The following is a 21,965-nucleotide window of genomic DNA, read 5'->3' on the forward strand; positions in this document are numbered from 1 at the left end:
GCCGGTTGGATCGAGGCGCTTGCCGGCGCTCGCCGAAGGGTGCGGAACGCCCCGGTCGCCGAGTTCGCCACCGGATGGCCGGCTGTCCCGGTCTGGGTCTGACCGCCTGACCGCCTGACCGCCTGACCGTTGAGGCGGGCGTCGTCGACCGGGCAGCCGGCGCGGAGCCCTTTGGACCCCTCGTACCGGGCCGCGTTCAGGGTGTCTCGCTGCCGCGCTCCGCATCGTCATACGCTGGCTCCTGACCACGGCGCCTGGCTCAGGCCCCGATGCGCCCCGCCGAGACCACGATCCGTGCCAACTCCTCATGGCAGATGTCGCTGTGAGCCCCGGACGGCGGCCCCCCGCGGCGTACCACCGACGATGCGTCCACACTGACGCATCCCGACGGGGGAACTCCCCGCGCCAGTGCCTGCGCCAGGGTCAGCCGCGCCGATGGGGGCCTGGCGGCCTGGATGCCGTCATAACCGACCGCCCACCAGCGCCGATCCAGGCCGATCGCACCGCGGTCGTCCCCGGCCAGCCGGGACGCCAGGGGGTAGATCACGCCCAGCGCGCTGTCATGGCGGGAGTGGCAGGCCACCAGCGGCCCGTCGACTCGCTGCTCCATGGTGCGCAGCGCGCCCGCGTTGTGCGCGGCGTGCGGGAGGCTCGGTGCGAACACATAGTGCGAGAAGGCCCCTTGCAGAAGGGTCACCGACTTCACATTGCGCACCCCGTCCGGCAGCCCCTTCAGGGCGAAGGAGGCCAATCGTGCGCCCTGGCTGTGGCCCACGAGATGCACCCGCACCCCCGGCCTGTTCTTGGCGAGTTGCCCGAGCAGCGGCCCGAGCCCCAGCTCGCCGACCGCACCCGCCCGGCGCTTCATCGCGTAGTACGTGGTCTGGCGCAGCAGTTCCTTGGCGCCCTTCCATGTCTTCTGGAACCCGTTGCCCAGGGAGTCGATGGAGAGATCCGCGAGGCCGCCGGGCTCCGTCTCGTCCAGTGCCAGGGCGAACAACCGGCACAGGTCGAAGGCGTCCTCGTAGAGCACGGCGGGCGGGCCCTGCTCGTCCTGGGGGAGATCCACCGTGAAGCAGGTCTCCAGACCTCCGGCGGGGGCTTCGGTCAGCTCCCGCGCCAGTCGCCCGAACTCTGCGAACGCCTCCCTGGACGAGGGTCGCTCGGCGAGCAACCCCGACAGCCGGGCGATGGTGGCCTCATGCCCCGGGAAGACGGTCCGTAGGGCTTCTCGGCTGGCGGGGTCCAGTGCCACCGGGTCCGGGATATCGCCGACAGGGTCGAGTTGACCGGGGTACGACTCCGCCCCTGGCGCGGTGAGCGCCGCCGGGTCGAAGTCGGGGATGGGCTCATCGGCGAACCGCATCGACGGCCAGACCACCCCCGCGTACCCCAACCGTATTCTCGGCCTCAGCAGCGCGGGGAACGGGGCGAAGAAGGACGAGTACAGCCGGTGGGCCACTGACGGTGAGTTGTTCCAGCCATGGGCGAACAGCACAAGATCGGTGACATCCAGCCGCAGTAGCCGTTCCCGTTGGGCGGTGTTGACATCGCCGTCCTTGTCGAAGGTGATGTCCTGATAGGGCGCCACGCTCATCCCCGGCATACGGTGCCTCCCCCGGTACGTCCGCTTCTGTGAGCAGCATCCTGCGTACCGGAGGGAACGGCCATACCTCTGACCGGGACAGTAGGACTCGGCCGAGTCGCTCAGGGCCTGGATGGCGACCGCACCTCCCAACCGGCTGCCCGCCCGACCCGGTAGTTCTCTTGGCGGGGTCTCGTCGCCGCTGCTCAGAGCCCATTCGCGGCGGTGGCTCGACGGAGGTGGACCAGTACGTCGTACGACGGAGCCAGCCGTACCGCCTGGAGCCCATCCGGCCATCCGGCCCCGGTGCCTCGGACCGGACGGGTCCCCGTCGAGTCACTTCCGGCAACGACAGACGCCGAGCCCGTATCGAGGTGGTGGTCCCGTGGGGAGACGCGCCCCCACACCGCCTCGGCGCTCGGCCCCTGCCGGTGTGGCCTGCCTGCTCGTGAACAGGGCGGGCCCCCGGAGGGGGTGGAGTCAGCCCTGCACCTCCGTCGAGCCCGAAACCCCTCTGGACCAGTGCCCCGAGAGGGTTCAGTACCGCAGATACCTGCGACGGACCTTGCGGAACGCGGCCAGCTCGTCCCGCCACGACGCCACGACCTCAGCCGTTGGGGCGCCGGCGTCGATCAGGGTGCGGACCTTGGTGGACCCGGTCAGCTTGTCGATCCAGTTGTTGTTCACCCAGCGGAAACCGGGCCAGGACTGTCTGGCCGTCACCAGTAGCCCGATGCCCGCACGCACCGGATCGAAGGCGTCCCGGTCATGGACGTGCACCTGAACCCCGCCGCAGGTCTTGCCCGTGTGCTTGTTGAACGTCGGGGTGAAGTACGCCTCGCGGAAGTGCACGCCCGGCAGCTCCAGAGCGTTCGCCGCCGCGGCCCAGCGGCGGTCGATCTCAGGTGCCCCCAGCAGTTCGAAGGGACGGGTCGTCCCCCGGCCCTCCGACAGGCTCGTGCCCTCGAAGAGGCAGGTGCCCGAGTAGACCAGGGCCGTCTCGGGCGTGGGCATGTTGGGGCTGGGCGGCACCCAGGGCAGCGCGGTGTCATCGAAGTAGTCCGAGCGCCGCCAGCCCGACATCGCCACGGTCGCCAGCTCCACCGGGTTGCTCTTGAGGAACTCCCCGTTGAAGAGCGCGGCCAGCTCGACCACCGTCATTCCATGCGCCTGCGCGATCCGCTCCCGCCCGACGAAGGTGGCGAAGGCCGGCTCCAGCACCGGGCCCAGCGCGGCCCTACCGCTCACCGGGTTCGGTCGATCCAGCACCACGAAACGTTTCCCCGCGAGTGCGGCGGCCTGCATGCAGTCGTACAGCGTCCAGATGTACGTGTAGAACCGGGCTCCCGCGTCCTGGATGTCGAAGACGATCGTGTCGACGCCCGACACGGTGAAGATGTCCGCCAGCCGTTGCCCGCTCGCCTGATAGGTGTCGTAGACGGGCAACCCGGTCGCCGGGTCGTCATAGCGCCCCTCGGAACCACCTGCCTGTGCCGTGCCGCGGAAGCCGTGCTCCGGACCGAAGACCGCGGTCACATCGACCCTGTCATCGCCGTGCATGACATCCACGATATGGCGGACATCGGCGGTGACACCGGTTGGATTGGTGACCACACCCACGCGCTGCCCCGACAGCAGCGCGAACCCATCGGCGGCGAGTCTGTCGAAACCAGTACGAACCCGTCGGCTCCGGTGTTCTTCTCCCCGGGCCGTCGCGGCGGCCGCGGCGGAACCGGACGCGGCCAGGGCACCCGCGGCCCCACCGACGGCCAGCAATCCCCTTCTGGACAGCCTCATATGACTCCCTCCGTGCTGCTGCCTGTCATGGGCACGCACGTTAGTGCCCCTGACGGCCCCGGGGAACGACCTGGGCCCCGTCGCCCTCTCCTGTCGCGCAGTCAGCGGCACCGGCCGGTGCCATCCCCGGTGAGCCCGCCCGCACACCGCGGCTAGAAGAACATCGAGAGGGCGAAGACGGCCAGCAGCATGGTGCATCCCGCCGCTGTCAGCGCCATCCGGGTCGGCAGCGACGAGGGGTGTGCCGAAGACCCCAGCACTCCTATCCGCCGATGGGCTGCCCAGATGAAGCCGACCCAGAGCAGCACACCCAGGCCCACCGCAACGGTTCCCCAGGCGTCCAGCCCGCCGTGGTCCGTGCTCACCACCTGGCGCGCGGCGAGTACCGCCGCCACCGTGAAGGCCAGGGTCGTCCTCCGCCAGGCGAGTCGAGTGCGTTCCGGCTGGAGGCCGGGATCGCGGGCCTCGTCCCATGAACCGGGCGTTCCATCGGAAGCCGCCGGGCCGGGGTCAGGCCCGGACGAACCGCCCTCGCCCCCGGGCGCCCTCACCAGTCGCCTTCCCAGCCGAGGAACACGATCACGATCATCGCCACCGCCACCACCGCGACCACCAGGCTCACCACCGTGGGAAACCGTGACACCGGCAGATCCTCGCCGCGCCGCATGGCCCTCTCACAGCGCACCCAGTGGTTCACGGCCCGCAACGCGCACAGCACACCCGCGCCCAGCAGTCCGAACGCCAACCCCGCCCGCACTCCCCAGCGTAGGTCCGGCAGGAACTGGTCCACGGCGAAGCCGCCACCGATCAGCGCGAGCGCCGTACGCAGCCAGGCCAGAAAGGTGCGTTCGTTGGCGAGTGAGAAGCGGTAGTCGGGGGTGGTGCCCTCCTCCCGCACCCGCTGGGGGGCGAACCACAGTCGCAGGCTGCGTCGGAAGTCGCTCATCAACAGGCCTCTCCGCGGACGTCTCTCGCGGCCTTGACCTGGTCGCGGTGGGCCTTCAGCCGTTCATACGCGGTGAATCCGTCGGGGACCCACGCCCAGGTGTCCAGTCGCTGTTCCAACTCCGCCGCGGAGAGGAACGCGTGCCAGGCCACTTCCTCGGTCTGCGGCCTCACCTGGGAGTCGCAGCGCACCTGGTAGACCGCCGACCACCAGCTCTGCCTGTCGTTCGCGTAGAGAAAGCGGAAGAGCGGCTCGGGCTGGGGCAGATCGGGCACCCCCAACTCCTCACCGGCCTCACGCAGCGCTGCCTCGTCATAACTCTCGCCCGCACCCACGACCCCGCCGACGAACATGTCGTACAGCGAGGGGAAGACCAGCTTGGTCGCCGTCCGGCGGTGTACGAAGATCCTGCCCTGGGCATCGGTGGCCAGGATGAACACACAGCGATGGCGTAGCCCGCGGGCATAGACCTCGTCCCGCCGGGCCTGCCCGATCACCAGGTCCTGCTCATCGACCACGTCCAGCACTTCATCCCCAGGAATCATGTGTGCCATACAACCACTGTCCCGGGGTGAGCACCCGGTATACCACTGACCGGCCTCGCTGTCCGCAGCTGTTGACGCGGTTACCGGCCCGTACCGAAAATCGGGACAGCAACCGCCGCCACCTGCCCGCGAAGGACAACAACCATGGCGTATGACGCTGATGTGATCGTGATCGGGGCGGGGCTCTCGGGGCTCGTCGCCACCGCGGAACTCGTGGGCGCGGGACGCAAGGTCATCCTCGTCGACCAGGAACCCGAGCAGTCGATGGGCGGGCAGGCCCACTGGTCCTTCGGCGGGCTGTTCCTCGTTGACTCGCCCGAGCAGCGCCGTATGCGGGTCAGGGACAGCCGCGATCTCGCACTCCAGGACTGGCTCGGTACCGCCGGCTTCGACCGGGCCGAAGACCACTGGCCCCGCCGTTGGGCGCAGGCCTACGTCGACTTCGCCTCCGGCGAGAAGAGGGCCTGGCTGCGCGCCCGGGGCGTACGGTTCTTCCCGGTGGTCGGCTGGGCGGAGCGCGGCGGCTATGACGCCCTTGGCCACGGCAACTCCGTACCCCGGTTCCACATCACCTGGGGGACGGGACCCGGCATCCTCGCCCCCTTTGAGCAGCGGGTGCGCGAAGGCGTCGACCGTGGTCTGGTCGAGCTACGGTTCCGCCACCGCGTCACGGGTCTGAGCGGACCCGCCGGCACCCTCGACACCGTCAGCGGCGAGGTGCTGGAACCCTCGGCGGCCGAGCGCGGCACGCCGAGCAGCAGGGAGGTCGCCGGGGCGTTCGAGTACCGTGCGCAGGCGGTGATCGTCACCAGCGGAGGCATCGGCGGCAACCACGATCTGGTCCGTGCCCAGTGGCCGGGGCGGCTCGGGGTTCCGCCCGCGCGGATGCTCTCCGGCGTCCCCGCCCATGTCGATGGACTGCTGCTCGGTGTCGCCGAGCGGGCCGGTGCCCACCACATCAACGGCGATCGGATGTGGCACTACACCGAGGGCGTCGAGAACTGGGATCCCATCTGGGCGCGACACGGCATCCGCATCCTCCCCGGCCCCTCATCGCTCTGGCTCGACGCCCGGGGGCATCGTCTGCCCGTGCCGCTCTTTCCGGGCTTCGACACCCTCGGCACCCTGGAACACATCATGAGGTCGGGCCATGACCACACCTGGTTCGTCCTCAACCAGCGGATCATCGGCAAGGAGTTCGCCCTCTCCGGGTCCGAGCAGAACCCGGACCTCACGGGCAAGTCGATCCGCGGTGTCCTGGACCGGGCCAGGGCCGCCGTACCCGGTCCGGTCAGGGACTTCATGGACAACGGCGTCGACTTCGTCGTCAGGGACGACCTTCCCGCCCTGGTGCGGGGGATGAACGCGCTGACCAAGGAGTCCCTGATCAACGAGGAGGACCTACGGCGGGAGATCACCGCCCGGGATCGGGAGATCAGAAACCCCTTCACCAAGGACCTCCAGGTCATGGCCATCCGCGGCGCCCGCAACTACCTCGGCGACAAACTGATCCGCACCGCCGCTCCCCACCGCGTCCTCGACCCCAAGGCCGGGCCGCTCATCGCCGTACGGCTGAACATCCTGACCCGTAAGTCCCTGGGCGGATTGGAGACCGACCTCTGCGCCCGAGTGCTCGACGGGCAGGGAAGACCACTGCCCGGGCTGTACGCGGCAGGGGAGGCCGCGGGGTTCGGTGGCGGCGGGATGCACGGCTATCGCTCGCTGGAGGGAACCTTCCTCGGCGGGTGCATCTTCTCCGGGCGCGCGGCCGGGCGAGCCGCCGCCAGGGCGGTGGAGTAGCCGGCCCGGCCCGCGGACCGACGGCCGCGGCCGGGCCGCCATCGGCCCCGGGACGGGCCGCCGACGACGCTTGGGTGGGCCACTCCGATCGGAGGGGCCCACCCAAGCGCGACGACCGCGGGTGCTCTCGCACCCGGGTGACCGACAGCGCTACAGCACCAGCGACAACAGCAGGACGAAGACGATGCCGACCACCGAGATGATGGTCTCCATCACCGACCAGGTCTTGATCGTCTGGCCGACGGTCATCCCGAAGTACTCCTTCACCAGCCAGAACCCGGCGTCATTGACATGGCTGAAGAAGAGGGAACCCGCACCGATGGCCAGTACCAGCAGGGCCGACTCACTGGTGGACATACCCGCCGCGAGGGGAGCCACCAGACCGGCGGCGGAGATCGTCGCCACCGTCGCCGAACCGGTCGCCAGCCGGATCGCCACCGCGATCAGCCAGGCGAGCAGCAGGGTCGGGATGGCCCAGTCCTTGGAGAAGTCCAGGATCATCTGGCCCACACCGACATCGATCAGCGTCTGCTTGAAGCCACCGCCGGCACCGACGATCATCAGCACGCCCGCGATCGGGGCGAGCGACTTCTCGACGGTGGACGCCATCCGGTCCTTGGTGAATCCGGCGGCGCGGCCCAGCGTGAACAGGCCTACGAGCACTGCGGCGAGCAGGGCGATCAGCGGGGAGCCAATGACCTCGGTGACCTTCTGAACCGGGTTCTCCGGATTGTCCACGACGATCTCGACGAGCGCGTTGGCCAGCATCAGGACCACGGGCAGCAGCACCGTGAAGACGGTCGCGCCAAAGCCGGGGCGCTTGTCCAGGTCCTCCGAGGGGCGTGCCGGGATCATCTTCTCCGGCGCCTGGATGTCCACCCAGCGGGCCGCGTACTTCGAGAAGATCGGACCGGCGATGATCACGGTGGGTATGGCGACCAGCACACCGAGGGCGAGCGTGACGCCGAGGTTGGCGTTGAGCGCGTCGATCGCGACCAGCGGACCGGGGTGCGGCGGAATCAGTCCGTGCATCACGGAGAGACCGGCCAGGGCGGGGATACCGATCCGCATCAGGGAGTAGTTGCCGCGCTTGGCGACCACGAGCACGACCGGGATCAGCAGGACTATGCCGACCTCGAAGAAGAGCGGCAGACCGATCACCGAGGCGATCAGCACCATGGCCCAGGGCATGGTGCGCCCACTGGCCTTGGCGAGGATGGTGTCGACGATCTGGTCGCCACCGCCGGAGTCGGCGAGCAGCTTGCCGAGGATCGCACCGAGCGCGATCAGCACACCCACACCGGCGACCGTCGCGCCGAGGCCCTTGGAGAAGGACTCGATCGCCTTGCCCAGAGGTGCCCCGGCGAGCGCGCCGAGCGTGAGCGAGCCGATGGTGAGCGCCAGGAACGCGTGGAGCTTGAACTTGGTGATGAGCAGGACGATGACGGCGATGCCGGTCAGTACGGCGATGCCGAGCTGGGCGTTGCCCGCCGAGGTGATCGGCGCTGTGGCGTCCGCTGCCAGCATCTCGACGCTGAGACTGGTCACGGTGGTTCCTTAGGGAAACTGAGGGAAAGGGGCGGTTGCGCGAAGTGGACCGCGGGAGAACGGTTCGGACCGTCGGGGCAGTCGGGCCGTTGCGGGAGCCGGTCCGTACGGGGAGGGAAGGGGGGTGGGGCTGATCAGCTGTCCAGTCCGCGCAGGGCTGCGACGGCCCGGGCGGTGATGTCCTCGGGGGTCCCGGAGACATCGATGGCGACGCCCGTCTCGTCCGCCCCCAGCGACTGGAGCGTCGCGAACTGGGAGTCGAGCAGTTGGGTGGGCATGAAGTGCCCCTTGCGCTCGCTCATCCGGCGTTCGATCAGCTCCCGGTCCCCGGTCAGATGGAGGAAGACCGCGTCCGGGGCGGCTACCCGCAGTCGGTCCCGGTAGCCCCGCTTCAGCGCCGAGCTGGAGACCACACCGCCGAGGCCCGCCCGATCGTGGGCCCAGGCCCCGATCGCATCGAGCCAAGGCCAGCGATCCCTGTCGTCCAACGGGGTGCCGGCCGACATCTTGGCGATGTTCGCCGGGGGGTGGAAATCGTCGCCCTCGGCGTAGGGAACGCCCAGTGCATCGGCGAGCAGGGGACCGATCGTGGTCTTGCCGGTCCCTGCGACGCCCATCACCACAACGACGTGGGGGGTGCTCATCACATGCCTCGCTGTCCTGTGTCGACACCGCTGTCGACATCTGTCCGTCGCGCTACTGAAACCCATTAGGTACGACATATTCAAGAGGCTGAGACCTAAACGTCATACTTTTTGTTGGGGGAGCTCCGCCCCGTACCCTTGCTCCATGACCACAGCGGGCCAGACGGCCTCGACGGGCCAGGGCCTGCATGCGCTCGTACTCGACACTCTTGGCCTGGCCATCACCGCGGGTGAGTATCCGCAGGGCAGCGTGCTGCGCACCGATGAGATCGCCCAGCGCTTCGATGTCTCACGGACCGTCGTACGCGAGGCGGTACGGGTCCTGGAGTCGATGAGTCTGGTCGAGTCGCGGCGCCGGGTCGGCGTCACCGTCCGCTCCATCGAGGAGTGGAACGTCTACGACCCCCGAGTCATCCGCTGGCGGCTCGCCGGCAGCGATCGGCCCCGCCAACTGCGCTCGCTCACCGTCCTTCGCTCGGCCATCGAGCCGGTCGCCGCCGGACTGGCCGCCCGCCATGCCACCCCGCAGCAGTGCGCCGAGCTGACCGAGTGCGCCCTGGGGATGGTCGCCACCTCGCGTGGGCACCAGTTGGCGGGCTACCTCAGGCATGACGTCGCCTTCCACCGGGTGATCCTCAACGCCTCGGGCAACGAGATGTTCGCGCGACTGGGTGATGTGGTGGCCGAGGTGCTCACCGGGCGGACCCACCACCAGGTGATGTTCGACGACCCGGACCCGGCGGCGGTGACCCTGCATGTGCAGGTCGCCGAAGCGGTGCGGGAAGGGGACGCGGTGCGGGCGGAGAAGATCACCCGTGAGATCGCGGTCGGCGCACTGGCCGAGCTGGATGTGCTGGCCCCCGACCCGCCCCGCTGAACTCGCCCTACGGCCCCCGCGAGGCACATCGCAAGGGCCCCACGGGAGTCCGCCACCTCCCGCAGGGCCCTTCCTCGGTGCGCCCAAGCCCTCAAGCCCTCACATAGTCAAGGCGTTCAAGGCATTCAAGATGTTCAAGGCGTCCAGGCGTGGTGCCCGCCATGCCCTGTGCCATGGTCGAACTTCAGTGCTTCGGGAGGCATCACCACAAAGGGGCGCATCATCCCCATGTCCTCGTGCTCCAGTAGATGGCAGTGGTACATAAACCGTCCGTAGGCCCCGTCGAAGTGCCCCATCACCTTCACCAACTCCGCAGCGGTGACCCGGAACACGTCCTTCCAGCCCTGCTCGTTCGGGGGTACCGGGATCTCGCGGTTGGGATCGACCGTCACCGGCCTACGGGTGCCACCGAGTGCGGGGTCAAAGCCCGTCACGTCGTACGCCTCTCGGGCCAGCACCTGGAAGTCGGCGAGATGGATGTGCATGGGATGGACCGGGAACCCCAGATTGAGGAAGGACCACTGCTCGTAGCTGCCCTCGCCGATGGTGAAGCCGAGCCCGTCGTTGAAGGTGCGTGAGGTGCGTCGATAGGTGCGCAGCCGACCGTCCGACCCCTGGACCTGGACGATGCCCGCGGTGGGCTTGTCGATCGCGGCGGCTTGCAGGCCCTTCAACTCCGCCATCTCCCAGATCTCCGGATGCCCGCCGCCCCCGACCGTCGAAGGCGGGGTGAGCACGATCAGCCGATGGCCGTGGTCGACGTGGTCGTGGTCAAAGCGCCGGAAGGAACCGGAGACCACCGACGGCAGGGCGAACCGCTCGGGAGTGTCGCACTTGTCCACCCGAAACTCCATCACCTGCGGATAGGGGATCGAGTCCACCAGGTCCGGCTCTCCGAGCGGCTTGTTGCGTCCCTTGTTGATCAGACGGACCTTTCGACCCGCCAACTTCCGGAAGTCGATCAGCAGATCGAAGCGCTCGGCCGGAGCGGCGATCAAGGGCGCGCCATCGATGAAGTCCAGCGGCACCGGGCGGGGCAGCAGCCCGCCGTCACTGCCGATCTGGTGCATGACACCGGGGACCGGGTTGTCATCCTCGTCGACGAGCACCAGGTTGTAGATGCGTGCGTTGGACGCGTTCACCAGCCGGAAGCGGTACCAGCCGGCGTCAACGTCCAGATGCGGCCAGATCACCCCGTTCACCGTGGAGTACGGGCCCACGAAGGGCAGGGTCACCGGCTTCCCGGTCTCCGGGTGCTTGGGTACCAGGATGGAGGTCTTGTGGAGCAACCGGCCATTGAGCCGACCGTCGGAGTCGGTGTCGAGATTGCGGTCGGCGAGGATCAGCGGCAACTCCCGCTCTCCCGAAGGCAGCCCCAGGGCGTCCTCCTCGTCATCCCTGACCAGATAGGTGCCGACCAGGCCCGCGTAGACGTTCCAGCGGGTGATGTTCATGGCGTGGTCGTGGTACCACCACTGCACGGCCTGGTGGTCATTGGGATACTCCGCGAGCTGGGCGTCGCCGAAGCCCACGGCGTTGTCCGCCCAACCGTCGTTGCCGCCACCCGTTTGGGCACCGTGGAGATGGGTCACCGACCAGGCGGGCAGCGCGGCGACGTCCTTGTTGGGCTCCACTCCCTCACGCCCCGGCCGGTTGTGGGGAAGGATGTCGTCCGGCCGTGCGCGTCCCACTTCGACGGCGGTCACCGGGTACTCACTGCCCCGGGGAATGCGGTTGGTCCAGGCGATCCGGATGCGCTGCCCGCGCCGCACCTCGACGGTCGGCCCGGGCACCGTGCCGTTGTAACCCCACATCAGGGTCGGCGGCAGTTGCGAGTGCATCCGCACCCAGGTCGGCCGCAGTGCGATCTCGATCTCGCGCCGCACATCGGGCTCGTCCGGTCGCAGCACCTGCGGAACCGGCATCTGGTCCAGATACGGCGTCAGCTCGCGGCTGCCCTCCGCCGTGGCCTGCTCGATGACGGCCTCGGTGATGGTCGCGATGTGATCGGTGCTGTCAGGGCCCGCGTCGGCCAGGATGGCCCGCGCGGGCTGGTTCGGCTGTACGGTCTCGGTCACTTCGGTCATACGTTCCCCCGTAGTCCCGTGTGGCGGTCGTGCGGAGCCGTCTCCGCACCGGCCAAGACGGGGACCGGGCGAGCGGAGTTGCCTCCACCGGACAATCTGCCTGAAACAACCCCCGAATGGCTCAGTGTGTAACGTACAAACCGGCCATCGCGGCATGCCGCCGCGGCGCGCCACAGTGGGGGCCGGTCGATGGGCGAAGAAGGGCAGGTTTTTTGATGTCTCAGCAGGTGCTAGGTGTGATCGCGCCGGGCAAGAACGAGCCGGTACGGGTGGAGACGATCGTCGTTCCCGACCCTGGCCCCGGTGAGGCCGTGGTGAAGGTGCAGGCGTGCGGTGTCTGCCACACCGATCTGCACTACAAGCAGGGCGGGATCAACGATGACTTCCCGTTCCTCCTGGGCCATGAGGCCGCCGGCGTCGTCGAGGCGGTCGGCCCGGACGTCACCGATGTCGCCCCCGGGGACTTTGTCATCCTCAACTGGCGCGCCGTCTGCGGACGCTGTCGCTCCTGCCAGCGGGGCCGCCCCTGGTACTGCTTCGACACCCACAACGCCCGGCAGAAGATGACCCTGGTCGACGGCACCGAACTCTCCCCGGCGCTCGGCATCGGCGCTTTCGCCGAGAAGACCCTCGTCGCCGCCGGACAGTGCACCAAGGTCGACCCCGAGGTCGCCCCAGCCGTCGCCGGACTGCTCGGCTGCGGAGTCATGGCGGGCATCGGCGCCGCGATCAACACCGGCGAAGTCGGCCGCGGTGACTCCGTCGCCGTGATCGGCTGCGGTGGAGTGGGCGACGCGGCCATCGTGGGTGCCCGGCTCGCCGGTGCGGCCCGGATCATCGCCGTCGACATCGACGACCGGAAACTGGCGACGGCGCAGAAGATGGGCGCCACCCACATCGTCAACTCCCGCAGCACCGACCCCGTCGAAGCCATCCGCGAACTGACCGGTGGCCACGGAGCGGATGTGGTCATCGAGGCCGTCGGCCGCCCCGAGACCTACCAGCAGGCCTTCTACGCCCGTGACCTGGCCGGCACGGTCGTTCTCGTCGGCGTCCCCACCCCGGAGATGAAACTGGAGCTACCGCTGATCGATGTCTTCGGCCGCGGCGGTTCGCTGAAGTCGTCCTGGTACGGCGACTGCCTGCCGTCCCGGGACTTCCCCCTGCTGATCGACCTGCACCAGCAGGGCCGGATCGACCTGGGCGCGTTCGTCACCGAGACCATCGGTCTCGGCGATGTGGAAGCCGCGTTCGCCCGGATGCACGAGGGTGACGTACTCCGTTCGGTGGTGCAGTTCTGATGACCTCCGCGACCACCCGCATCGACCACCTCGTCACATCCGGCACCTTCTCCCTCGACGGCGGCACCTGGGACGTCGACAACAACGTGTGGATCGTCGGCGATGACACCGAGGCCATCGTCATCGACGCGGCCCACGACAGCGCGGCGATCGAAGCCGCGCTCGGCGGCCGTACGCTGCGTGCGATCGTGTGCACCCACGCCCACAACGACCACATCGACGCGGCCCCCGCACTCGCCGCGGCCACCGGCGCGCCCATTCTGCTGCACCCCGATGACCTGCCGCTGTGGAAGCAGACCCACCCCGACCGGGCCCCCGACCGCGAACTGGCGGATGGTCAGGTCATCGCCGTGGGTGATGTGGAACTGACCGTGCTGCACACCCCGGGCCATGCCCCCGGCGCGGTGTGTCTGTACGCCCCCGCACTGGAGACCGTCTTCACCGGAGACACCCTCTTCCACGGCGGCCCCGGAGCTACCGGGCGTTCCTTCTCCCACTTTCCGACGATCATCGACTCGATCCGCGAGCGACTGCTCACCCTGCCCCCGGGAACCGTGGTCCGCACCGGCCACGGCGACTCCACCACGGTGGGCGATGAGTCCCCGCGGCTGGCGGAGTGGATCCAGCGGGGTCACTGAGAGGTCAGCGGGGCCTGCGAGAGCCGCAGCCGGCTCTCGAAGCGATACCGCTCATGGGTCAGTGGATCGGTGAACTCCAACACCCTCGCCAGCAACTGGAGGGGACGCGTGTACTCCTCGGGCCCCTGCTCCCGGACCACCGGATAGAGCGGATCGTTCAACAGGGGCAGCCCCAGGCCGTTCATATGCACCCGTAGCTGATGGGTGCGGCCGGTCACCGGCAACAACCGGTACCGGCCCACCCGCCCCCGGTGGGCGACCAGCTCGACCCGTGTCTCGCTGTTCGCCTCACCGGGCTCTTCACGGGCGGTGAGCACCCCGCGCTCCTTGACGATTCGACTGCGTACGGTCACCGGCAGCCGGAGGTCCGGGTCATACGCCGCCACGGCCTCGTACTCCTTGCGCACCCGTCGATCGCCGAACATCGTCTGATAGGCGCCCCGATCCTCGGGCCGTACGACGAAGAGCACCAAACCGGCGGTCAGCCGATCCAGCCGATGCGCGGGCTGGAGCAGCGGCAACCCGAGATCCCGACGCAGCCGCGCCACCGCTGTCTCGGTGATGTGCCCACCTCGTGGAGTGGTGGCGAGGAAATGCGGTTTGTCGACGATCAGCAACCGCTCATCCCGATGAACGATCCCGATCTCTCCGGGAACGCGCTCCTCAGGTGCGAAATCCCGGTAGAACCAGAGATACCGCCCCGGCGTGTAGGGCTCCACCGCCCCGACCGGTCCCTCGACGCCGACAACGCGCCCCTGGTCAAAGAATGCCCGCACTCGCTCGCGCCCGATGGCGCCGCCGTACCGAGCGGCCAGATGGTCATAGACGGTCGCCCACGCCCCGTCCGGATCAGCGGGCAGCCGAACCCGCACGGGGTCGATGCCCTCACGCTGGGGGAGCGGGGCGGGTGGGGGTGGTTTTCGCCGTCTCACCCTGTGACTGTAGGCCGCCTGCTGCGACCCACGGGCCTTCGCCGACTATCCCGGCCGATGGCCGATGGGCTGGCCCGCCTGTGGCCGTCTCTCAACAGAACGGCTCGTGTATCGAAGAGAACCTCGATGACACGAGCCGACGGTGAAGCAGAGTGTCCGAGGGGGGACTTGAACTCTCCTCTCGGGCACCGGCCCACAGAGTCTCTGACCTGGGGAAACACCCTCCGTCAAGCCGGATTTCGCCGGGCGCTTCTCCCTTTCTTTCCTGCTGTTTCCTGCGGTTTCGGGCCTCTGTTGGTCATCCGTTGGTCATGCGTGACCAAGCCGACCCTGCCCGTCGATCGGGCCCTTCTCGGACGCGCCGGGACCGTTCCGGTCCGTCGAGCCGGACGCCCCACCCGCACAGCCACGGGGCAGCGCGCGGACGGGGCGTCGTGGATCTCGCTAGACGTGCTGGGGCGCGTTCAGGGAACGCAGCTCGGTCAGTCGCCGTTGGTACAGCGGCCCGGCCACATGGGCGGCGCGTGCCTCGCTGGGGGCGGACTGCTCGATCAGGTGATGGGCCACGGCCTTGAGGTGTGCCGACCACGCGAGCACGTGCTGTTGCGCGGTACGCCCGCACTCCTGCGGCTCCCCGGGCAGACACAGCGGAAGCGTGGGACCGACCTTGTTCGCGGCGTGCCGGATGTACCCGGCGACGACCGCCCACTCCTCGTCGCTCCGCTGGACGGCGTCGGGGGAGGCTTCCGTCCCCCACCTGCCGAAGTCGTCTCCGTGGTCGTCCATCTGCGCACCCCAGGGTTCTCGGAGGGTCAAGCGGGTGCGCCGATCGTAGCGGCTTCGGCTCCCGTGTCCGCCTCCCTCGGATCGCAGTGCCCGACCGAGGGAACACAGGGCTGGCACGGTCCGCACATCGGGAGGAACTGCGGGGGCGTGCAGGACTGCGCCCCCTCCCCGTGCACGGCCGTGATGTCGGCGGTCACCCGGGCCATCTGCGGGCCGCCCCAGATGTCGGCGAGCGACGTATCCCGCACGTTGCCGATGGTGAGGAACCGTCCCAGGACGCAGGGCCAGACGTCGCCGGTCGGGCCGATGGCGCACTTCTCGTGGGCGCAGTGTCCGCACAGGTCGGCGATGGTCGGTGCGGCTCCTCGGCTGGCCCGTCCGAACGCGCGGGTCCGGTCGCCGCCGATCTCTTCGACTCCGAGTGCCGCCAGATCCCGCGCGGCCTCCTGGACGCGCTGGCCCGGGTTCACGGCGACGACTCCGCCCCTCAGCGGGATGCCCCGCTCAAGCGCCTTGGCGACGTTCGCACGGGTGCGCCTGTGAGACCCCTTGAGCCGGGTCACCGTGTCGTGGTCCTCCGCGCTGTCGGAGTAGTACGACGTTGCCAGCTTGACGCCGCACTCCGTGAAGGTCTCCCACAGCTCCTCCCGGATGTGGGTCAGGTTCGAGAACACCTCGACCCCCAGCCCCGCCCCGTGTGCGTGCTCGATCAACTCACGGAGATGCGGGTACAGCGTCGGTTCCCCACCAATGAACTGAACGTCCCGTGCTCCGATGGCCGAGAGCTGATCGATCGTGTTCTTCCAGTCCGGCACGGTCATCGTGCCGTGCGTCCCCTTGGGGGACGAATCGGCGTAGCAGTGATCACAGAACTCGTTGCAGAGTCCCGTCACCTCTAACCACGCGAACTTCAGCAGGTTCTGAGCAGCGCTCATGGGGAGACTCCTTATGGTTTGGGATGGTGCTTTCTGCTGTGCGGGGAGCGAGTGTCAGAGGTTGTCCGTGATGGCGAGCGCCACGGTGGCGCAGCGAAGGACGACCACGCCGAACGCGAACGTCGGCCACGCGGCGCGGCCAAGGAAGCGCTTGACGACCGCCCATGTCCCCCGGGCGGAACTCCGTGCGGTTTCGGGTCGCCGCTCGGCGACCGGTGACCGGATCACGGCTTGCTCCTGCGGTTCCTCTGGTTAGCCGCCGCGAGCCTGCTCCGCCGACCGTTCGCGGTCCGCTCCGCCAGGGGCACGTAGTCCGGGCACCGCTCTGATCCACACCGGCACTTCGGCCACCGCAGGGCATCCCCCGGAACGAGGTCTGCTCCCTCCGGGTCGGGGTCGGCTTTCTGCACCAGGAGCACCCCGGCCACTCCGCGCGCTCCGGAGAGACGGGACACGATTCGTCGGGCCTCAGTGCTGGGCTTCATACCGTTCAGCGTCGGCCTGCGGAGGACCGGCATCCATTGGCCCGGCATGGGCCCCCGTATGGGCCAAGTTGTAGGCCACACTGGGTCGATGACCACCGTGATCGGGGCCAATATCAGGCGTCTACGGAAACAGCGCCGATGGACTCAGGCACGCTTAGCGTGGGAGCTGTGCCGTGCGGCGGGGGTCCAGGGCGAGCCAGTCAGTGCCCAAGAGATCAGTAGGTGGGAAGCCGGTCGGCGCACTCCGCGCGACTGGCTTCCGTTCCTCGCTGCTGTACTGGGGGTTTCCGAAGACGTGCTCACAGGCCCTCCCGTGCCCCCGGAACCGGCGATGCCGACGCTGGCCGACTACCTGCCCGAAGGGGACCCACTGGCTCCGCTCAGCGCCAGGAGCGGGCGCCGTATCGGCGAAGGGGTCGTGCTCGACCTGCACCAAAGGGTTCACGGGCTCCGCCTTGCCGACGATGTCGTCTACGGACTGGATCTCATCGGGCGGGCGATGCGGGACCTGCGCGCCGCCATCACCCTCTACCGGGAAGCCCGATACGCCGAGGGCACAGGCCGCCACCTCTTGAGTCTGATCGGCGAGTTCGCGCAGATCGCCGGATGGATCGCCAGCGACGCCGGGCAGCACGCCGACGCGGAGCGCATCTACCGGCTGGGGCTGAGCGCGGCTCAGCAAGCCGAGGACCACACCTTGGCCGGGAACCTTGCCGGTTCACTGGCCTACCAGCTCAGCAACACCGGCCGCGAAGCGGAAGGACTGGTCCTCGCTCGCGCGGCCCTGGCCGAGGCCGGGCCGGACGCACCCCCGAAAGCCCGCGCGCTGTACCTCGACCGCGTCGCCTGGGCACACACGAAAGCCGGAGGAACTGACAGCGCGCAGCACGCCATGCGAGCCCTCGGAGAAGCCGGGGAAGCGCTGGCCGAGGACAGCGAGGGAACCGAGTCCCCGACCTGGCTGTACTGGGTGGACGCTGGCGAACTCAAGGTCATGGAATCCCGGGTCTACACAGAACTGCACCGGCCGCTCCGGGCCGTGCCACTCCTGCGGGATGTGCTCAGCCGGTACGACGCGACCCACACACGGGAACTCGCGCTGTACCTGTCGTGGCTCGCCGTGGCCTACGCCGACGCCAACGAACCAGAGGAGGCGGCGGCGACCGCCGAACGGGTCATCAGCCTGTCGGCGGACGTGGCCAGCGAGCGGACAGCGGAACGGGGACGGGTCGTGCTGGCCCGACTTGCCGAGTACGCACACGTGCCCGATGTACGAGCGATACTCGACAGCGTGGCGTGAGCAGGGGAACCACGACGCCTTCGCCGGACCGATGACGCTTGCCCGCAGCGCTGGGGTTGAGCGCCCCAATGAGGCTCACGGGCCCGAACTGAACTCTCGCTCCATGCGACTGGCGACGGCCCGCCCGTGCCCTCCGCGCCTCTGTGCCGACACGGAGAATGCCGAGACCCCTGGACGGGATACCCAGGGGCGGTGATGTGGCCGGTGAGTCCGGCCGCGCTGGTCGTGTACGTCATCGCCCCGCCCGGTACGTGAACCACATAACGTACCGATGGCACGCCGCCGGGAACGACAAACGGCCCCGACGGGGCCTGTCCGTGATGCCGCCAAGGGGCTGTGCGCCTGTCTCAGGCGCTTTCTCCCAGGTGGCGGTACAAGGTGGTGCGCCCGATGCTCAGGGCCTTGGCGATGGCGGTGACGCTTTCACCCTTGGCATACCGGGCACGGGCCACGGCTAGCTTGTCGTCGTCCATCACGGACGGGCGTCCACCCACGTTGCCCTTGCGGGCGGCGGTGTCGAGTCCTTCCAACGTCTTCTCCCGGATGCCCTCCCGCTCGACTTCAGCGGCCACGGCCAGGACGGCGAACACGATCGCTCCCGCCCCATTCGGGTCGTACACCCCTGTGAGGGGGCCGGAGAGCAGTTCCAGTTGGATGCCGTCCGTCTGAAGGGCGGACGACAGGGTCATGAGTTCAGCGGCGTTGCGGGCGAGACGCTTCATCTCCACCACCGTGAGGATCACCGGCTGATGGGGCGCGGCCGTCTTGATCTCCCGGGCGAGAGTGAGCGCCTTCTCCAGCTCCGGGCGTTCTTTGATCCGGCTGCTGATCTTCTCCGAGAAGACGCGGGTGCAGTCGGCACGGGCAAGGGCGTCCAACTGGGACTGGAGTTCCTGCCCGACCGTGGAACAGCGGGCGTAGCCGATGCGTATCGCTGCACCCGGCATAGGGGCGGGTGCCTGCACCACAGGTGCGCCTTGCTTCCATGCACTGCCGGGGTGCCTGTCGGCGGGGGTCTTCACCGACAGCTCTGCCTTGAGCGCGGGCACCAGGATGAAGCGGCCCGTGTGGTAGCTGGATGCCACCTTGCCCGCACCGGTACGGCAGGGGCTTCCTGCGGGGCTGTCGCACTTCGGGCAGGGGTGGCGCTCGACCTGATCGGCCGGGGTGTTCGTGGTCATGATCAGGGCTGTTCCATAAACGTGTACCGAAAGCTAGATCGGGAGGGCGTCTTTCGGGACGGGTTTCGGAACGCCGGAGGGTGGTCGAACCGGACATGCGCCAGGGGCGTGCCGAGCGTCCCGATAACGAGGGTTTACGGGACACCCTCCGTGCCCCTCGATGTGCCGCGCTCCGTGGTCCTGGTGCTTGCACTCGGACACCTTCGGCAAGGGGGCGCAGCCGCGCCCCACCCTGGCCTTGCCGTGAGGCCGTGCGGCCCGTCGGCCACCGACAGAGGCGTACGGCCGTTCGCCTGCCGTAGGGCAGGGCTGAACAACCTGCGAGGCGGACAAGTGGACGACGGCGAAGAGGGCAGGCAGGGCGGCGGCGAAGGGGTGGGGTATGACCCCCGAAGGTGGCCTTGCCCGACCGCTGTGTCTTAGCAGCTCAGGTTCTGCCACGGTTCCAGACCCCGTCAGGGCGGCGGCGAAGCAAGATGATGGCGGAGAAGTTGCAGGTGGGGGTGCTGCGCCGAGTCTGGCTGGCACCCGGAGCCTGCACGAGAACGACACCTTCGGGACTTGCCGTAAGCGGCTTCGCTCTGTGGCCGCGCAAGCGGCCCAAGCCTTTAGTGCAAGCCGAAAGGGCTTCCCCCTGTTGCGGCGCGACAGCGCCCCGCCTGGCTGGCTTCCTGGTCTTCCTGATGTCGGCCCCCTTCGGGGCCGCTCTGTTGAAGCGGCTTCCGACTGTGCGGCCGGAGGCCACCCCTGCTGCCTACTCCTTCGCCGTCTCACTCGCCGTCGATGGGGGCGCTGGCGCGCCCCTACTTCTCTTCGCCGCCGCATGTGAATGTGTACATCGCCTTTGCTCTGTCGGCCCCTTCGGGGCCGCCGCCTGGAAGCCCCTTCGCTTTACCGCCCTGCGTCATGGTCAGGCTTGCCCAGAGAGATAGAGAGGGGGCGCGCATCACCGCAGGTCACAGTGCTGTATCGGCACGCGGGGCGTGTCGTTCACCCCCTGATCGGCACGCCTCGCGTGTCGCTGTCCCGATGAACCGACATGCCTCACGTGTCGGCTACGGCCGGAAGCGCTTGGCTGGCCGTATGCCGTGCTCGTCGCATGTCTCGTCCCCGATGCCCTTCTGAAAGCGGTGCATGGGCAGCACAAGGCATCGACGGTTCGACTCTGCTTCGACCAGACCCCACTCCTTCGCCCGGCCCACGTGCAGGTTCAGAGCATCCTTGCTGGGGATCTTGCCGCTCTTGTCGGCCATGATCTTGTTCAGCTCCCCGGGCGGGAACTCCGCGTGCCCAAGCACGTTCGCCCACCCGATGGCCGCGTACTCGATGCGATGCGGGTACTGGAAACGTGGGTCTCGTGCGCGCCGCTTGTACTCATCCTGAGAAACGGCGGCGTAATCGCCCTCGAACTGGAACGGCTTACGTCCCACAGTGGCATTCCCTTCCTGTGCGGCGTACGCGCTCGGCCCCAAGAGCGTCCGCCACATCCACAACATCGTCTCGGCCGCGCTGGACTCCGTGACCGGACCGAGAAAGCTCCTCACGGTCAACCCGGCCCACACGGCCAACCCGCCTACGGAGCGCCAGATCAAGGCGGCGCAGCCGGACTTCCCGACCCTCAACGATCACGAGACAGGGCGATTCCTGGCGGCCATCTGGAAGCCGTGCGGCAACCGGGCGTGCGACGGCGGACTGACCCACCACTGCCTCCGGGACGCCCCGCTGTGGACCTCGTACGCCGCGACCTCGTGCCGCCGCAGCGAAGTGCTGGGATGGAAGTGGTCGCTCATCCACTGGGACGAGTGCGCCATCGAACTGGCCTGGGTCGTGGTCGAGGAAGGCAACAGCTACCGGCTGCGCAAGCTGACCAAGGACGGAGACGACAACGCGATCATCTACGTGGACCAAGCCCTGATGAACGTCCTCAAGTGGCAGAAGGAACGACAGGACGCGGAGCGGGAACGACTCGGGGATCTCTGGACGGACCATGAACTCGTGTTCGCCCGCGACGGCTTCAAGCTCTACCGGGGCGAGGCGGGCGGACCGCAGGACCCGGAGAAGGTGTCGGCCCGCTGGCGGACAGCACGCAACCGTCTGCACCTGCCGGAGAACTTCCGGCTGCACGACTGGCGGGCATCGAAGATCACGAACGATCTCGACAACCACGAGAACCCGGTCGAGGTCTCCGCCAACGCCCGGCACCACTCGCCGGGCTACACCATGGCGCGCTACGGCAGGCGTCGCGCTGAGGGAGCGAAGAAGCTGGCTGTTTCGAGCGCCAGCCGTATCGGCCTGTCATCCCTGGTCTGACCAGGAAGTTCGCTGGGCCGTTGGTCACGCCACAGCCCTGTAAAGCAAAGAACCCCACATGAAGTGGGGTCTTCGTTGGTGTCCGAGGGGGGACTTGAACTCTCCACTCGGGCACCAGCTTCTAGCTCTTCTGACCTGCATCAATGCCCCTCTAGGGGCCATCTAGGGCCTACCTCGGTTGGTCATCCTCACCTGCTATTACTGCCTGTTCCTGACCGCTGTTGGTCATGCGTTGGTCACGTGGCCAACCAGAATTGAGGCAGCGGGA

Annotated in this window: 20 protein-coding genes; 6 read left to right on the forward strand and 14 right to left on the reverse strand. The window is 68.5% G+C overall.

Features of this window, described 5'->3' with window-relative positions; translation table 11 throughout:
* Window positions 1-259: 259 nt before the first annotated feature.
* The 5 genes from NBG84_RS18770 to NBG84_RS18790 all read right to left on the reverse strand — a co-directional run bounded on the left by NBG84_RS18770 (window position 260) and on the right by NBG84_RS18790 (window position 4,873).
* Window positions 260-1,606, reverse strand: coding sequence for a serine-threonine protein kinase (locus tag NBG84_RS18770; RefSeq protein WP_250920650.1), 1,347 nt, complete (start codon window positions 1,604-1,606; stop codon window positions 260-262).
* A gap of 516 nt (window positions 1,607-2,122) precedes the next feature.
* On the reverse strand, window positions 2,123-3,382 hold the full coding sequence (locus NBG84_RS18775) for an exo-beta-N-acetylmuramidase NamZ family protein (protein WP_250920651.1): 1,260 nt from the start codon (window positions 3,380-3,382) through the stop codon (window positions 2,123-2,125).
* Between the two features lie 152 nt (window positions 3,383-3,534).
* Window positions 3,535-3,933: a DUF202 domain-containing protein gene (locus NBG84_RS18780; protein ID WP_308312083.1), complete on the reverse strand. Its 399-nt coding sequence runs from the start codon at window positions 3,931-3,933 to the stop codon at window positions 3,535-3,537.
* Window positions 3,930-4,328, reverse strand: a complete 399-nt coding sequence (locus NBG84_RS18785; RefSeq protein WP_250920652.1) for a YidH family protein — start codon at window positions 4,326-4,328, stop codon at window positions 3,930-3,932. The genes NBG84_RS18780 and NBG84_RS18785 overlap by 4 nt, the downstream gene beginning before the upstream one ends.
* Window positions 4,328-4,873, reverse strand: a complete 546-nt coding sequence (locus tag NBG84_RS18790) for an NUDIX hydrolase (protein WP_250920797.1) — start codon at window positions 4,871-4,873, stop codon at window positions 4,328-4,330. The genes NBG84_RS18785 and NBG84_RS18790 overlap by 1 nt, the downstream gene beginning before the upstream one ends.
* 144 nt (window positions 4,874-5,017) lie before the next feature.
* Here NBG84_RS18790 and NBG84_RS18795 point away from each other — a divergent pair, with 144 nt between their 5' ends.
* Window positions 5,018-6,673 carry an FAD-binding dehydrogenase gene (locus NBG84_RS18795; RefSeq protein WP_250920653.1) on the forward strand — a complete coding sequence of 552 codons (1,656 nt, stop codon included), beginning with the start codon at window positions 5,018-5,020 and terminating at the stop codon, window positions 6,671-6,673.
* Window positions 6,674-6,823: 150 nt separating this feature from the next.
* Here NBG84_RS18795 and NBG84_RS18800 read toward each other — a convergent pair whose 3' ends face one another.
* Both NBG84_RS18800 and NBG84_RS18805 read right to left on the reverse strand, forming a co-directional pair.
* Complete coding sequence (locus NBG84_RS18800) at window positions 6,824-8,221, reverse strand: GntT/GntP/DsdX family permease (protein ID WP_250920654.1); 1,398 nt, start codon at window positions 8,219-8,221, stop codon at window positions 6,824-6,826.
* 134 nt (window positions 8,222-8,355) lie between these two features.
* A complete protein-coding gene (locus NBG84_RS18805) occupies window positions 8,356-8,865 on the reverse strand; it encodes a gluconokinase (RefSeq protein ID WP_250920655.1) in 510 nt (169 codons plus the stop codon).
* A gap of 145 nt (window positions 8,866-9,010) precedes the next feature.
* On the opposite strand from NBG84_RS18805, the gene NBG84_RS18810 reads away from it, so the two are divergent.
* Window positions 9,011-9,742: a FadR/GntR family transcriptional regulator gene (locus NBG84_RS18810; protein ID WP_250920656.1), complete on the forward strand. Its 732-nt coding sequence runs from the start codon at window positions 9,011-9,013 to the stop codon at window positions 9,740-9,742.
* Between the two features lie 134 nt (window positions 9,743-9,876).
* Here NBG84_RS18810 and phsA read toward each other — a convergent pair whose 3' ends face one another.
* Complete coding sequence (gene phsA, locus NBG84_RS18815; protein WP_345780616.1) at window positions 9,877-11,829, reverse strand: O-aminophenol oxidase PhsA; 1,953 nt, start codon at window positions 11,827-11,829, stop codon at window positions 9,877-9,879.
* A gap of 215 nt (window positions 11,830-12,044) precedes the next feature.
* On the opposite strand from phsA, the gene NBG84_RS18820 reads away from it, so the two are divergent.
* Window positions 12,045-13,130: an S-(hydroxymethyl)mycothiol dehydrogenase gene (locus NBG84_RS18820; RefSeq protein WP_250920657.1), complete on the forward strand. Its 1,086-nt coding sequence runs from the start codon at window positions 12,045-12,047 to the stop codon at window positions 13,128-13,130.
* Window positions 13,130-13,768, forward strand: a complete 639-nt coding sequence (locus NBG84_RS18825; RefSeq protein ID WP_250920658.1) for an MBL fold metallo-hydrolase — start codon at window positions 13,130-13,132, stop codon at window positions 13,766-13,768. Before NBG84_RS18820 ends, NBG84_RS18825 begins: the two co-directional genes overlap by 1 nt.
* On the opposite strand, the gene NBG84_RS18830 is transcribed toward NBG84_RS18825, so the two are convergent.
* The 4 genes from NBG84_RS18830 to NBG84_RS18845 all read right to left on the reverse strand — a co-directional run bounded on the left by NBG84_RS18830 (window position 13,762) and on the right by NBG84_RS18845 (window position 16,649).
* On the reverse strand, window positions 13,762-14,700 hold the full coding sequence (locus tag NBG84_RS18830; RefSeq protein ID WP_250920659.1) for a pseudouridine synthase: 939 nt from the start codon (window positions 14,698-14,700) through the stop codon (window positions 13,762-13,764). The two genes, NBG84_RS18825 and NBG84_RS18830, sit on opposite strands and share 7 nt — an antisense overlap.
* A gap of 444 nt (window positions 14,701-15,144) precedes the next feature.
* Window positions 15,145-15,486, reverse strand: a complete 342-nt coding sequence (locus NBG84_RS18835) for a hypothetical protein (protein ID WP_250920660.1) — start codon at window positions 15,484-15,486, stop codon at window positions 15,145-15,147.
* A gap of 26 nt (window positions 15,487-15,512) precedes the next feature.
* Window positions 15,513-16,421, reverse strand: coding sequence for a radical SAM/SPASM domain-containing protein (locus NBG84_RS18840; RefSeq protein WP_250920661.1), 909 nt, complete (start codon window positions 16,419-16,421; stop codon window positions 15,513-15,515).
* 54 nt (window positions 16,422-16,475) lie between these two features.
* Window positions 16,476-16,649 carry a hypothetical protein gene (locus tag NBG84_RS18845; protein ID WP_250920662.1) on the reverse strand — a complete coding sequence of 58 codons (174 nt, stop codon included), beginning with the start codon at window positions 16,647-16,649 and terminating at the stop codon, window positions 16,476-16,478.
* A gap of 345 nt (window positions 16,650-16,994) precedes the next feature.
* Here NBG84_RS18845 and NBG84_RS18850 point away from each other — a divergent pair, with 345 nt between their 5' ends.
* Window positions 16,995-18,206 carry a helix-turn-helix transcriptional regulator gene (locus NBG84_RS18850; protein WP_250920663.1) on the forward strand — a complete coding sequence of 404 codons (1,212 nt, stop codon included), beginning with the start codon at window positions 16,995-16,997 and terminating at the stop codon, window positions 18,204-18,206.
* Window positions 18,207-18,553: 347 nt separating this feature from the next.
* Here the strand turns inward: NBG84_RS18850 and NBG84_RS18855 are convergent, their stop codons facing one another.
* Together NBG84_RS18855 and NBG84_RS18860 are read right to left on the reverse strand one after the other, a co-directional pair.
* On the reverse strand, window positions 18,554-19,387 hold the full coding sequence (locus NBG84_RS18855) for a recombinase family protein (RefSeq protein WP_250920664.1): 834 nt from the start codon (window positions 19,385-19,387) through the stop codon (window positions 18,554-18,556).
* A gap of 1,055 nt (window positions 19,388-20,442) precedes the next feature.
* Complete coding sequence (locus tag NBG84_RS18860; RefSeq protein ID WP_250920665.1) at window positions 20,443-20,817, reverse strand: hypothetical protein; 375 nt, start codon at window positions 20,815-20,817, stop codon at window positions 20,443-20,445.
* A 1-nt stretch (window position 20,818) separates the two neighbouring features.
* Here NBG84_RS18860 and NBG84_RS18865 point away from each other — a divergent pair, with 1 nt between their 5' ends.
* On the forward strand, window positions 20,819-21,697 hold the full coding sequence (locus NBG84_RS18865; protein WP_250920666.1) for a hypothetical protein: 879 nt from the start codon (window positions 20,819-20,821) through the stop codon (window positions 21,695-21,697).
* Window positions 21,698-21,965: the final 268 nt, after the last annotated feature.

The sequence above is a fragment of the Streptomyces albipurpureus genome, assembly GCF_023701525.1.
Classification (GTDB): Bacteria; Actinomycetota; Actinomycetes; order Streptomycetales; family Streptomycetaceae; genus Streptomyces; species Streptomyces albipurpureus.